This window comes from Streptomyces sp. NPDC028991, from assembly GCF_055564775.1.
Genome location: NZ_JBVHVP010000001.1, coordinates 591,000 through 604,118, shown reverse-complemented (window position 1 = coordinate 604,118; position 13,119 = coordinate 591,000). Strand labels below are relative to the sequence as shown.

At 74.3% G+C, this 13,119-nt stretch carries 11 protein-coding genes and 1 pseudogene; 8 read left to right on the top strand and 4 right to left on the bottom strand.

All coding sequences use genetic code 11. The features are described 5' to 3' along the window. Window positions 1–18 precede the first annotated feature (18 nt). Together ACZ4V1_RS02625 and ACZ4V1_RS02620 are read right to left on the bottom strand one after the other, a co-directional pair. Window positions 19–1,293, bottom strand: a complete 1,275-nt coding sequence (locus ACZ4V1_RS02625; protein ID WP_468328341.1) for a deoxyguanosinetriphosphate triphosphohydrolase — start codon at window positions 1,291–1,293, stop codon at window positions 19–21. A 38-nt stretch (window positions 1,294–1,331) separates the two neighbouring features. Continuing rightward, a complete protein-coding gene (locus ACZ4V1_RS02620; protein ID WP_468328339.1) occupies window positions 1,332–2,195 on the bottom strand; it encodes a sirohydrochlorin chelatase in 864 nt (287 codons plus the stop codon). Window positions 2,196–2,362: 167 nt separating this feature from the next. On the opposite strand from ACZ4V1_RS02620, the gene ACZ4V1_RS02615 reads away from it, so the two are divergent. Continuing rightward, window positions 2,363–3,049 carry a SanA/YdcF family protein gene (locus ACZ4V1_RS02615; protein ID WP_468328337.1) on the top strand — a complete coding sequence of 229 codons (687 nt, stop codon included), beginning with the start codon at window positions 2,363–2,365 and terminating at the stop codon, window positions 3,047–3,049. Between the two features lie 111 nt (window positions 3,050–3,160). Next, entirely contained in the window at window positions 3,161–5,392 is a 2,232-nt protein-coding gene (locus ACZ4V1_RS02610) for a molybdopterin oxidoreductase family protein (protein WP_468328335.1), read from the top strand. A gap of 84 nt (window positions 5,393–5,476) precedes the next feature. Here ACZ4V1_RS02610 and ACZ4V1_RS02605 read toward each other — a convergent pair whose 3' ends face one another. After that, window positions 5,477–6,064 (bottom strand): NADPH-dependent FMN reductase, encoded by a 588-nt coding sequence (locus tag ACZ4V1_RS02605; protein WP_468328333.1) that lies wholly within the window; start codon window positions 6,062–6,064, stop codon window positions 5,477–5,479. Window positions 6,065–6,356: 292 nt separating this feature from the next. Here ACZ4V1_RS02605 and ACZ4V1_RS02600 point away from each other — a divergent pair, with 292 nt between their 5' ends. The 3 genes and pseudogenes from ACZ4V1_RS02600 to ACZ4V1_RS02590 form a co-directional block, all read left to right on the top strand. After that, window positions 6,357–6,890, top strand: coding sequence for a hypothetical protein (locus ACZ4V1_RS02600; protein ID WP_468328331.1), 534 nt, complete (start codon window positions 6,357–6,359; stop codon window positions 6,888–6,890). Window positions 6,891–7,011: 121 nt separating this feature from the next. Beyond that, entirely contained in the window at window positions 7,012–7,638 is a 627-nt protein-coding gene (locus ACZ4V1_RS02595) for a class F sortase (RefSeq protein WP_468328329.1), read from the top strand. A 98-nt stretch (window positions 7,639–7,736) separates the two neighbouring features. Then, a pseudogene (locus ACZ4V1_RS02590) lies at window positions 7,737–7,869 on the top strand (NAD(P)-binding domain-containing protein); the annotation flags it as partial. 19 nt (window positions 7,870–7,888) lie between these two features. Here the strand turns inward: ACZ4V1_RS02590 and ACZ4V1_RS02585 are convergent. Next, window positions 7,889–8,671 (bottom strand): sulfite exporter TauE/SafE family protein, encoded by a 783-nt coding sequence (locus tag ACZ4V1_RS02585; RefSeq protein ID WP_468328327.1) that lies wholly within the window; start codon window positions 8,669–8,671, stop codon window positions 7,889–7,891. A gap of 242 nt (window positions 8,672–8,913) precedes the next feature. On the opposite strand from ACZ4V1_RS02585, the gene ACZ4V1_RS02580 reads away from it, so the two are divergent. The 3 genes from ACZ4V1_RS02580 to nirD are packed head-to-tail and all read left to right on the top strand — an operon-like array spanning window position 8,914 to window position 13,114. Then, window positions 8,914–10,131, top strand: a complete 1,218-nt coding sequence (locus ACZ4V1_RS02580) for an NAD(P)/FAD-dependent oxidoreductase (protein ID WP_468328325.1) — start codon at window positions 8,914–8,916, stop codon at window positions 10,129–10,131. Next, on the top strand, window positions 10,131–12,752 hold the full coding sequence (nirB, locus tag ACZ4V1_RS02575; RefSeq protein ID WP_468328323.1) for a nitrite reductase large subunit NirB: 2,622 nt from the start codon (window positions 10,131–10,133) through the stop codon (window positions 12,750–12,752). Before ACZ4V1_RS02580 ends, nirB begins: the two co-directional genes overlap by 1 nt. Beyond that, window positions 12,749–13,114, top strand: a complete 366-nt coding sequence (gene nirD, locus ACZ4V1_RS02570; protein WP_468328321.1) for a nitrite reductase small subunit NirD — start codon at window positions 12,749–12,751, stop codon at window positions 13,112–13,114. Before nirB ends, nirD begins: the two co-directional genes overlap by 4 nt. Window positions 13,115–13,119: the final 5 nt, after the last annotated feature.

The window sequence follows — 13,119 nt, the reverse complement described above, 5'->3', positions numbered from 1 at the left end:
ACTCCGGTCCCGTCAGTCTCATCGATGCCCCGTCAGGCGTGCGTGAAGCGAGCGGGCCGAGACGTCGGTGAGGGAGGCGATCTGGTCGACGATCACCCGTTTGCGGGCGCGGTCGTCGGCGGCCCGGTCGAACAGGGCGCGGAACTGGGGGTCGAGGCCCTCGGGGGCACGGGCGGTGAGGGCCTCGGCCAGCTCGGCGACGACGACGCGCTGGTCGGCGCGGAGCCGCTCCTGCTCGATGCGCTGCATGACGTACCGCACGGCGACCGCCTTGAGGACGGCGCACTCCATGCGGGTCTCCCGGGGGACCACCAGTTCCGCCGTGTACCGGGTGAGCCGGCCGCCGCCGTACGCGGCCCGGGTGGCGGTCTCGGCGGCGAGGCAGAAGCGGCCGATGAGCTGGCTGGTGGCGTCCTTCAGCCGGGCCTGGGCGACGGCCGAGCCGTCGTAACCGTGCGGCCACCAGTCCTGGGCGAGGAGGCGGTCGAGGGCGGCGGCGAGTTCGGCGTGGTCGGTGCCGGCCGGGACGTAGCGTCCGGCGGCGGCCTCGAAGACCGCCTCGCGCTCGGGGTCGGCGAGCAGGCAGTTCGGGTCGATGTGGCCGGCGTGCAGGCCGTCCTCGACGTCGTGCACGGAGTACGCCACGTCGTCGGCCCAGTCCATCACCTGGGCCTCGAAGCAGGTGCGGGCGCCGGGGGCGTCCTCGCGGAGCCACTCGAAGACGGGCCGGTCGTCGTCGTACACGCCGAACTTGGGTGAGGCCGGGTCGGTGGGGTGGGCGCCGCGGGGCCACGGGTACTTGGTGGCGGCGTCGAGGGTGGCACGGGTGAGGTTGAGGCCCACGGAGCCGTCCTCGGTGAACCGCTTGGGCTCGATGCGGGTGAGGAGTCTGAGCGACTGGGCGTTGCCCTCGAAGCCGCCGCAGTCCTCGGCGAACGCGTTGAGCGCCTGTTCGCCGTTGTGGCCGAAGGGCGGGTGGCCCAGGTCGTGGGAGAGGCAGGCGGCCTCGACGAGGTCGGGGTCGCAGCCGAGGGCGGCACCGAGTTCGCGGCCGACCTGGGCGCATTCCAGGGAGTGCGTGAGGCGGGTGCGGGGGCTGGCGTCCCAGACGGGGTTGCGCTCGCCCGGCGTGACGACCTGCGTCTTGCCGGCCAGGCGGCGCAGGGCCGAGGAGTGCAGAATGCGGGCGCGGTCGCGTTGGAAGGCGGTGCGGCCGGGGCGTTTGTCCGGTTCCGGGGCGTAGCGGGCGACTGACGTCGGGTCGTATGGGGGTGGGGGTGCGGTGCCTTCCATGTCAGGAACAGTAAGCGGAAGCGGTGACAGTCGGGGGCCTACGCGGGTGCCGGGTGCGGTCGCCGGGCGAGTGCGGGTTCGGTCGGGGCCGGTCGCGTCCGCGCGGCGGCGCCGCGGATCGGTACTCCCCGCGCCCCTTCGGCGGCGTTGTTCCGCCGGTCTGCCGTCAGCGCCTGGTCGTAGCGGTGCAGGAGCAGCCGCGCCATCGCCGGGTGCGTGCCCAGCGGGGCGGCGGCGATCCACGGGGCCGCCGCCGCGCACTCTGCGGCGAAGCGGCCCGGGGCCGTGAAGTACGAGGCGACGGCGACGTGGCGGTGTCCCCGGGCCGTCAGCGCGCGTACCGCCTCCGGGACCGTCGGAGCCGCCGCCGAGGCGTACGCGGGGACCACCGGGACCCCGAGGCGGGCGGACAGGAGTGCCGCCGTGCGGCCCGTGTCCGCCCCGGACTCCGGGGCGCGGGAGCCCGCGGAGGCGAGGACGACGGCGCCGTCCCGGGGGGCGTGGGCGGGCCAGCCGGCCTCGGTGAGGCGGTCGTGCAGGGCGTCGACGAGGAGTGGGTGCGGGCCGAGCGGTGCTGCCACGCGGGTGCGGGCCGGTGCCGCCGCGGCCATCTCGGGGATGTCCCGCTTGACGTGGTGGCCGCGGCTGAGCAGGAGCGGGACGACCACCGCCGCCCCGTCGCCGAGGGCGGCCAGCGTGTCGGGGAGGAGGGGGGCGTTCAGTTCGATGTGGCCGAGGTGCACCGGCAGGGCGGGGCGCAGGGCTCGGACCCGGTCGAGCAGGGCGCGTACGGTGCTCAGCGCCCGCGGGTCGCGGCTGCCGTGGGCGACGACGACCAGGGCGGGGGTGCCGCCGGGTGCCGCCGTGCTCGTCGCCGTGCCCATCCGTGTCATCGCCGTCATGTGTCGAGGGTGGCGGCCGGACGTTGCCTCCCCGTTGCGCGGGTGTCACGGGGATTTTCCGGCGGTTCACACGGCACCCCGCACCACCTGTGAGCGGCCCGGTGAACCGGACGGCGCGCCCGGACGTCCCTGGGGTCAGGAGACGATCGGGGAGGGGACCGACACCGATGCGCCGCTGGAGACCTGGCAGACCGCGGCTTCCGCGCACCCGCAAGGGGCGGCGGCGGCTGGTGCGGGCGGTGATGGCCGGGTGTGTGCTGGCGCTGCTGCCGAGCACCTGGACGTACGTCGTCGCGGGCGACCGGCTGCGCACCACCGCCGACGTGCCGCGCACCGAGGTCGCGGTCGTGTTCGGGGCCGGGCTGTGGGAGGGGGAGCCGTCTCCCTATCTGGCGCACCGGCTGGACGCGGCGGCCGGGCTGTACCGCGCCGGCCGGGTCGAGGTGATCCTCGTCACCGGGGACAACAGCCGCGAGGAGTACGACGAGCCGGACGCCATGCGCGCGTACCTGGTCCGGCACGGGGTGCCCGACGGGCGGATCGTCAGCGACTACGCGGGCTTCGACACCTGGGACTCCTGCGTGCGCGCGAAGAAGATCTTCGGTGTCGACCGGGCCGTGCTGGTCAGCCAGGGCTTCCACATCCGGCGGGCGGTGGCGCTGTGCCAGGAGGCGGGGGTGGCGTCGTACGGCGTCGGGGTCGACGACAGGCACGACCTCACCTGGTACTACGGGGGCGTGCGGGAGATCCTCGCGGCGGGCAAGGCGGCCCTGGACGCGGTCTTCGAGCCGGACCCGCGGTTCCTGGGACCGCGGGAGCCGGGGGTGGAGCGCGCCCTGGCCGGTGCCCGGTGAAGCCGTGACGCGGCCCTCACGCGGGCCGGAGGGCGGCGGGGAGGTCGCCGTCCCGGCGGTGTAACAGAGCGCCGCCCGGTCGCGTAACACGGGCGGCGCACCCTGGGCGGTATGCAGAACACCGCCACGCCCACGCACTGCCCGTACTGCGCCCTGCAGTGCGGGATGAATCTGACACCCGCCGCCGACGGGACCGTCGAGGTGACCGAGCGCGCGGACTTCCCGGTGAACCGGGGCGCGCTGTGCGGCAAGGGGCGTACGGCGCCGGCCCTGCTGTCGTCCCGGGTGCGGCTCACCTCCCCCTTGGTGCGGTCCGGTGACGGGGCGCTGGTGCCGGCCACCTGGGAGGAGGCACTGGACCGGATCGCCGGGAACCTGGCCCGCACGCGCGCGCGGCACGGCGCGGACGCGCTCGGTGTGTTCGGCGGAGGCGGACTGACCAACGAGAAGGCGTACACGCTCGGGAAGTTCGCCCGGGTGGTATTGGGCACCTCGCAGATCGACTACAACGGGCGGTTCTGCATGTCGTCGGCGGCGGCGGCCGGCACGAGGGCGTTCGGCCTCGACCGAGGGCTGCCGTTTCCGCTGGAGGACATCCCGAAGACCGGGTGCGTCGTCCTCGTCGGGTCGAACCCGGCGGAGACGATGCCGCCATCCCTGCGGTACTTCACCGAGCTGCGCGAGAACGGCGGCACGCTGATCGTCGTCGACCCGCGCCGGACGAAGACCGCCGAGCAGGCCGACCTGCACCTGGCGCCGAGGCCGGGCACCGACCTGGCCCTCGCGCTCGGCATGCTGCACCTGGTCGTCGCGGAGGGGCGGGTCGACGAGCGGTACGTCGAGGAGCGCACGGCCGGCTGGGAGGACGCGCGGGCGGCGGCGATGGCGCACTGGCCGGAGTACGTGGAACGGATCACGGGGGTGTCCGTCCCCGAACTGCGGGAGGCGGTACGGCTGTTCTGCGCGCCCGAGGCGGCGATGGTGCTGACCGCGCGCGGGCCCGAACAGCAGGCCAAGGGCACGGACACGGTGGGGGCGTGGATCAACCTGTGCCTGGCGACCGGGCGGGCCGGACGGCCCCTGTCGGGGTACGGCTGTCTGACCGGGCAGGGCAACGGGCAGGGCGGGCGCGAGCACGGGCAGAAGGCCGACCAGCTGCCGGGCTACCGGAAGCTGACCGATCCGGCGGCGCGCCGGCATGTGGCTCAGGTGTGGGGGGTGGACCCCGACTCGCTGCCGGGGCCGGGGCGCAGCGCGTACGAGCTGCTGGACGCGCTGGGCACGGACATCAGGTCGCTGCTGGTGATGGGGTCCAACCCGGTGGTGTCGGCGCCGCGCGCGGCGCACATCGAGGGGCGGCTGCGGTCGCTGGACTTCCTGGCCGTGTGCGACGTGGTGCTGTCCGAGACCGCGGCGCTGGCGGACGTGGTGCTGCCGGTGACGCAGTGGGCGGAGGAGACGGGCACCACGACCAGTCTGGAGGGACGGGTACTGCTGCGGCGGCGCGCGGTCAGCCCGCCGGACGGGGTCCGCAGCGACTTGGAGGTGCTGCACGAACTGGCGGGCCGGCTGGGCGTGGAGAAGGGCTTCCCGGCCGACCCCGAGGAGGTGTTCGAGGAGCTGCGCCGGGCGAGCGCGGGCGGTCCGGCGGACTACTCCGGGATCGACTACCGGCGGCTGGCGGAGGAGAACGGGGTGTTCTGGCCGTGCCCGGCGCGGGAGGAGACCGGCACCGGGGCGGCGGACCGGCATCCGGGCACTCCGCGCCTCTTCCTGGACCGCTTCGCCACCGGCGACGGGCGGGCCCGGTTCGTGCCCGTCTCGCACCGGCCGAGCGCCGAGGAGCCGGACGACGAGTACCCGGTGCTGCTGACCACCGGGCGGGTCGTGGCGCAGTACCAGTCCGGCGCGCAGACGAGGCGGGTGGACGAGCTGAACGCCGCCGCGCCCGGCCCGTTCGTGGAGCTGCACCCGCGCCTGGCGGCGCGGCTGGGGGCGGCCGAGGGGGAACCGGTGGCCGTCGTGTCGCGGCGCGGCCGGGCGGTGGCACCGGCCCGCATCACCACCGGCATCCGGCCCGACACCGTGTTCATGCCCTTCCACTGGCCGGGCGAGGGGCGCGCCAACACCCTGACCAACCCGGCCCTCGACCCGACCTCGCGGATGCCGGAGTTCAAGGTGTGCGCGGTTCGGGTGGAAGCGGTGCCGGAGACGGCGGGTGAGGCGATGGCGGAGACGGTGACTGAGGCGGTGGGGGTGGGGGTGGGAGTGGGAGTGGCGGAGACTGAGGCGGTGGGAGTGAGGTTGGCGGAGACTGAGGCGGTGGGGGTGGCGGAGACGTAGCGCACTCGCGACGCGCGGGCGCGACACGGCCGCCCCGGTGAAGTCGGCCGGGGCGGCCGTGGCCCGGGGCCGACGGCCCGGCGGTCACCTGTCGTCGTAGGGCCGCTTCTCCTTGGCCTCCCGCAGCGCCCGCCCCCACCACACCAGCTGGTCGAGCATCGTCTTCGCCGCCGCGTCCGGTCCCGACGGGTCCCTGAGCCTGCCCTCGTCGTCGAACGAGGCGCCCGCGTTGTGGAAGGAGACGGTGTCGCGGACGGTGACGGCGTGCAGCTCGGCGAAGACCTGGCGCAGGTGCTCCGAGGCGCGCAGGCCCCCGGCCAGACCGCCGTAGGAGACGAGGCCGACGGGCTTGGCCCGCCACTCGGTGAAGTGCCAGTCGACGACGTTCTTCAGGCCCGCCGGGAACGAGTGGTTGTACTCGGGGGTGAGCACGACGAACGCGTCGGCGCGCGCCAGTTTCGGGGTGATCTCCGCCAGCGCCGCGGTGGCCTCCGGGGTCGGGGCGAAGGTGGTGGGCAGGTCGGTCCCGGCGACGTCCACCACCTCCGGTACCAGGTCGTCGTGGGCCCGGAGATGGTCCAGGAGCCAGTCGGCGACGACGGGGCCGAAGCGGCCGTGGCGGTTGCTGCCGACGAGCAGGGTCACATGGAGCGGAGCGGTCGTTGTGTTCATGCGGCCAGCCTGGTACCTCAACCTTCATTGAGGTCAAGGCCGTGGCGTCGGCGGGCCCGTCCGGAGGCACCGGTCACCCGTTCACCCCCTCTCCCCGCACTCTTCGGGATCTTTTCCGGCACCCGCCCGCCACACGCCGGTGACCTGCCGAAACGACGTCCCGCGTGGGTCGGCCGGGCGCGCGGCCGACACCCGTTCATCCCATTCCCGGCGCATCCTCGGGAAGCGGGGCGCGTCCGGTGCGACTTTCCTCGGTAGGGCAGGGGCCACCGAAGAGCTCAAAGGAGCACCGATGCGACGTACCGCCCGCCTGCTGACCGGTACCGCGCTCGCCGTCGCGGCCGTCGGCCTCGCTTCCCCGGCGCCCGCGTACGCCGGGGAGGCCGCAGCGACCGGTCGTCTGGAGGTGTACCCGGCCTCGGTCGTGCCGGGGGAACCGGCCATGGTGACCACGCAGGCGTGCGGCGAGGGCGGTTCGGCCGCGGGCGACGCCAGCGCGGTGGGCGCCGGTACGTTCCCGCTGGCGCCGGGCAGCGACGAGGGCGGGACGGTCGGCCGCTTCGAGGTGCCGCCGAGCGCGCAGCCGGGGACGTACGAGATCGTCGCGACCTGTGGCGGGAGCGGCCTGCGGGTGACGGGCGACCTGGTGGTCACGCTGACCTCCGCCCGTGGGCAGGTGTACCCCAAAGGAAGCGTGAAGACGGGGGTCGGCGGCGCTCTTGGCCCCGATCCCGTGCAGACCGCGGCCGGCGTGGCGGCTCTGGCCGTCGCCGCCGCGGGCGGTACCTGGCTCCTGCATCGCCGGGCGAGAGGCGACGGGATCTGACGGGCACCCTCCGCTGCCCGTCAGCCGGTACCGCACTTCCCCACCCCCTCCGGGTCCGACGCCCCTCGCGGCCCGGAGGGGGCAGGGGACCTTCCAAGGGACCCGAGGGAGAGGGGACGTCATGCGCAGGGTCGGCAACACCGCGATAGCGGCCGTCACCGCGGTCGCCCTGTGCTCCGGAGCGTGGCTGCTGCTCGGCGGCGCCGGGACCGAGGCACCGCCGCAGCCGTCGGCCGCCCAGGCCCGCGCCGACGCCGGGCAGGGCGGACAGGCGCCCGCCGCACCCGCGCTGCCGCCCTCCCCGCCGGACCGCGTCCGGATCCCGGCGATCGGCGTGGACGCCCCGGTGACGGGCCTCGGTCTCACGCCGTCCGGCAGTCTCGAGGTGCCGCCGGCCGAGAAGGAGAACCTGGCCGGCTGGTACGAGGCCGGCACCACCCCCGGCGAGACGGGCACCGCGATCGTCGCCGGGCACGTCGACAACGCCGACGGCCCCGCCGTCTTCTACCGGCTCGGCGCCCTGGAAAAGGGCGGCACGATCGAGGTCGACCGGCGCGACGGCGGCGTCGCGGTGTTCACCGTGGACGCGGTGGAGGTGTACGCCGCCAAGGACTTCCCCGACGAGAAGGTGTACGGCGCCGCCGGCCGGCCCGAGCTGCGCGTCATCACCTGCGGCGGCGACTACTCACGCAGTACCGGCTACCAGGGCAACGTGGTCGTCTTCGCGCACCTCACCGGCGGCCGGTGAGGGGTTCAGCGTGTTCGCCCTCCCCCAGGCGCCGAGCGGCGCCGGCGCCTCGTTCGTCCGCCTCCCGTATTCCCCTCACCGTCCTCGGCACCGGCGCCATGGGCACCGCCCTGGTCCGCGCCTGGCTCGCCGCCGGGCACCCGGTGACCGTCTGGAACCGCACCCCCCGACCTGAAGGCCCTCGCCGCCGACGGCGCCACCGTCGCCGCGAGCGCCGCCGAGGCGGGGGCGCCCGGACAGGCCCTGGAAACTAGGCCACCCACTGCTCGTAGGCGAGGTTCGCCACCAGGGCGAAGACGACCGTCAGCAGCACGATCCGGACGAAGCCGCTGCCCTTCTTGAGGGCCGTGTGCGCGCCGAACATGCCGCCGGCGAGGTTGAACACCGCCATCAGGGCGGCGAGCTGCCACAGGACCGCGCCCTGCCAGGCGAAGGTGGCGAGGGCGCCCGCGTTCGTGCAGCAGTTGACGATCTTGGCGGTGGCGGAGGCGGTCACCAGGTCCAGGTGGAGGACGGCGGTGAGCGCGAGGACGAGGAACGTGCCGGTGCCGGGGCCGACGAGACCGTCGTAGAAGCCGATGCCGAGGCCCGCGAGGCCGATCGCGGCGAAGACCCGGCGGCGGGTGACCGGGCCGGTGGCGGGGGCGGTGCCGAAGGCGGGGCGCAGGATGACGAAGGCCGCGACCGCCAGCAGTACGACCATGATCACCGGCTTGAGCACCTCGGTGCTCATCCCGGCCGCGAAGAAGGCCCCGCCCGACGAACCGGCCAGCGCCGCGAGGCCGATGCGGACGGCCGTGCGGACGTCCACGGGCGCCTTGCGGACGTAGGTCACCGCCGCGCCCGTGGTGCCTACGATGGCGACCGCCTTGTTGGTGCCCAGCGCGTGCGCGGCCGGCGTACCGGCGGGCAGTCCGAGCAGCAGCGCCGGCAGCAGCAGGAGCCCGCCACCGCCGACCACGGCGTCGATCCAGCCGGCCGCGAGGGCCGCGAGGCACAGCAGGACGACCGTGGTCAGCGATATGTCGGGCATGATCGGGACCCTAAGGACAGGATGGATGTGCCGTCCATCAAGATGAGGGACTTCTGAGGTTCCCGAACATCCGCCCCGGCGGTCCCGGGCGTCCGTCCCACCGGTTCCGGACGTCGCCCCGGCGGCCCCCGGCGCCCGCCCACGTCCCTCACACCCGCCCGCCGCCCCCGCTGAGGGCAGCGTTCCCCGTGGGAAACAGACGCGATGCCACCGGGTAACACCCGCACCGCACGCTCGTTGCCATGACCTCGAATACGCGTGTGGTGGTGATCGGCGCCGGGCTCGCGGGCGTGACGCTCGCCCGGCGGCTCGGTGAGCTCGGCACGCCCGCGCTGGTCGTCGGCGACGAGGAGCACCGCCCGTACAACCGGGTGCTGCTCGCCGAGGTGCTGGCCGGACGGTACAGCCCCGAGGTGGTCGCGCTGCCCGCGCCCGCCGGGCTGCTGCGCGGCCGGGTCACCGGCATCGACCGGGCCGGGCGGACCGTGCGGTGCGCCGACGGCTCCCTCATCGCATACGACACGCTGGTCCTGGCCACCGGCTCCAACGCCGTACTGCCACCCCTGCGCGGTCTGTTCACCACGGACCGCGAACTGCCCGAGGGCGTGCACGCGTTCCGGACCATGGACGACTGCCTGGGCCTGTCCAAGGCGGTACGGCCGGGGGTGCGGGCGGTCGTCATCGGGGGCGGGCTCCTCGGGGTCTCCGCCGCCCGCGCGCTGGCGGTGCGCGGCGCCCAGGTCGTCCTCGCCCAGCAGTCCGAGCGGCTCATGGAACGCCAGCTCGACCCGGCCGCCTCCGCGCTCGTGCGGCGGCATCTGGAGGACCTCGGCGTCGAGGTGCACACCGAGTGCCGGGTGCGGGACGTGCGCAGCGTCGGCGGGGCGGTGCGGTCGGTGGAGATGGCCGACGGGTACGCCCTCGGCGCCGACCTGGTCGTCCTCGCCTGCGGGGTCCGGCCGCGGGTCGGCCTCGCGCAGGCGGCGGGGCTGGAGGTCGCGAAGGGCGTGGTCGTCGACGACGAGCTGCGCACCAGCGACCCGCACATCCGGGCCGTCGGCGACTGCGCCCAGCACGCGGGGCGCGTGTACGGGCTGGCCGCCCCGGCCCTCGAACAGGCCGGCGCGCTCGCCGAGCTGCTCACCGGGAGCGGCACCGCCCGCTACACCGGCACCCGCTCCCTGACCCGGCTCACCCTCACCGGGCCGGACAGCCCCTTCGACCTCGCCGCGTTCGGCGAGACCGACCCCCGCCCCGGCGACGACGTCGTGCAGCTGGCCGACGCCACCCGCGGCACGTACCGCAAGGTCGTCGTCCGTGACGACCGGCTGGTCGGCGGGGTCCTGGTCGGCGAACTCGGCACCGTCGGCGCGCTCGCGCGCGCCTGGGAGGGAGCAGAGCCGCTCCCGTCCGACGGCGGCCCCCTGCTCCACCTGCTCACCCATGACGGAGGCTCCTGATGACCACGACCCTGCCCATGGGGGACCGGCCCCGCCCGACGATCGTGCTGGTCGGCCACGGCATGGTCGGCCAGCGCTTCCTCGAGGCGCTCGCCGAGCGCGGCCTGACCGCCACGCACCGCGTGGTAGTGCTGTGCGAGGAGCCGCGCCCCGCCTACGACCGGGTGCAGCTCACCTCGTACTTCTCGGGGAAGACCGCCGAGGACCTGTCGATGACCGACCCCGCCTTCATCGAGGAATACGGCATCGAACTGCGCGTCGGCGACCCGGCCGAGAGCGTCGACCGGGACGCGCGCGAGGTGACCGCCCGCTCCGGGCTGGTCCTCGGCTACGACGTGCTGGTGCTGGCGACCGGCTCGTACCCCTTCGTGCCGCCGGTCCCCGGCAAGGACGCCGACGGCTGCTTCGTCTACCGGACGATCGAGGACCTCCTCGCCATCGAGGAGTACGCCAAGAGCGCCACGACGGGCGCGGTGGTCGGCGGCGGGCTCCTCGGCCTGGAGGCGGCCGGCGCGCTCAAGGGCCTCGGACTCACCTCGCACATCGTGGAGTTCGCGCCCCGTCTGATGCCGGTCCAGGTCGACGAGGGCGGCGGCGCGGCGCTGCTGCGCACCATCGAGGACATGGGCCTGTCCGTCCACACGGGCGTGGGCACGCAGGAGATCGTGGTCGGCGAGGACGGCGCCGTCACCGGCATGAAGCTGTCCGACGGCTCCGAACTCGCCACCGACCTGGTGGTGTTCAGCGCCGGGGTCCGCCCCCGCGACCAGCTGGCCCGGGACTGCGGGCTGGCGGTGGGTGAGCGCGGCGGCATCAGCGTCGACGAGCAGTGCCGCACGGTCACCGACGAGCACGTCTTCGCGATCGGCGAGTGTGCGCTGGCCTCCGACGGACGGGTGTACGGGCTGGTGGCCCCCGGGTACGAGCAGGCCGAGACGGCCGCCGCGACCATCGCCCGGGACGAGGCGGCGTTCACCGGCGCCGACCTGTCCACCAAGCTCAAGCTGCTCGGCGTGGACGTGGCGTCCTTCGGTGACGCGCACGGCACCGCCGAGGACTGCCTGGACGTCGTCTACTCCGACTCCCGCGCGGGCCTGTACAAGAAGCTGGTGGTCGGCCGCGACGGCACGCTGCTCGGCGGCATCCTGGTCGGCGACGCGGAGGCGTACGGCACGCTGCGCGCCTTCACCGGCTCGGTCCCGCCGGTCTCCCCCGAGTCCCTGGTGCTGCCCGCCGGGGCCGGTGCCCCGGCCCAGCTGGGCCCGTCCGCGCTGCCCGACGACGCGGTGATCTGCTCCTGCCACAACGTCACCAAGGGCGCGATCCGCGGCGCGGTGACGGAGCACTCCTGCACGACCGTGCCCGAGGTGAAGAAGTGCACCAAGGCCGGCACCGGCTGCGGCTCCTGCGTGAAGGTGCTCGGCCAGCTGGTCACCGCCGAGCTGGAGGCGAGCGGCGTCGAGGTCGACAAGGGCCTGTGCGGCTGCTTCGCCCAGACCCGCGAGGAGCTGTACGAGATCGTCCTGGCCCTGCGGATCACCTCCTACCGGGAACTGCTGGACCGGCACGGCCGCGAGGGTGCGCGGGGCGGTGAGGGCTGCGAGGTCTGCAAGCCGGCGGTCGGCTCGATCATCGCCTCCCTCGCCCCGGCGATCGGCGCGAGCGGCTACGTCCTGGACGGCGAGCAGGCCGCGCTCCAGGACACCAACGACCACTTCCTGGCCAACCTCCAGCGCAACGGCTCGTACTCCGTCGTCCCGCGCATCCCCGGCGGCGAGATCGCCCCGGAGAAGCTGATCGTCATCGGCGAGATCGCCCGGGACTTCGGGCTCTACACGAAGATCACCGGCGGTCAGCGCATCGACATGTTCGGCGCCCGGGTCGAGCAGCTCCCGGTGATCTGGGCACGGCTGGTGGACGCCGGCTTCGAGTCCGGGCACGCGTACGGCAAGTCGCTGCGCACGGTGAAGTCCTGCGTGGGGCAGACCTGGTGCCGCTACGGCGTCCAGGACTCCGTGCGGATGGCGATCGACCTGGAGCTGCGCTACCGGGGGCTCAGGTCCCCGCACAAGCTGAAGTCGGCGGTGTCCGGGTGCGCCCGGGAGTGCGCCGAGGCCCAGTCCAAGGACTTCGGCGTGATCGCCACGTCCAACGGCTGGAACCTCTACGTCGGCGGCAACGGCGGCGCCACCCCGCGCCACGCGGACCTGCTCGCGCAGGACCTCTCCGACGCCGAACTGGTCCGGCTCATCGACCGGTTCCTGATGTTCTACATCCGCACCGCCGACAAACTGGAGCGCACCTCCACCTGGCTGGAGCGCGTACCGGGCGGCCTGGACCACGTACGGGACGTGGTCGTGCACGACTCGCTCGGCATCTGCGACGAGCTGGAGTCGCTGATGTCCGCCCACGTCTCGCACTACCGCGACGAGTGGGCCGAGACCATCAACGACCCCGAGAAGCTGGCCCGGTTCGTGTCCTTCGTGAACGCGCCCGACACCCCCGACCCGGTCGTGGGCTTCGTGCCCGAGCGCGACCAGATGAAGCCCGACCTGCCGCTGCTGAACATCGGCCTGCGGCGCACCGAGGAAGACCTCCTGGAAGGAAGCACCCGGCGATGACCCTGGCACCCGAGTCCCTGGCACCCGAGACGACCGACCTCAAGGTCCGGCTGCGGCTGACGGACGACTGGTTCACGGCCTGCGACCTCGGCGCCCTGCTCCCGGGCCGGGGCGTCGCGGCCCTGCTGCCGGACGGCGGCCAGGCGGCCCTGTTCCGCGACCGGAACGGCGAGCTGTACGCCATCGACAACCGGGACCCCTTCACCGGAGCGGCGGTCCTCTCCCGCGGCCTGACCGGCACCCACCAGGGCCGTCCGTTCGTCGCTTCCCCGCTGCTCAAGCAGCGCTTCGACCTGACGACCGGGGAGTGCCTGGACGACGAGGCGGTGCGGGTGGAGACGTACGAGGTGAAGGCCGCCTGACCGCA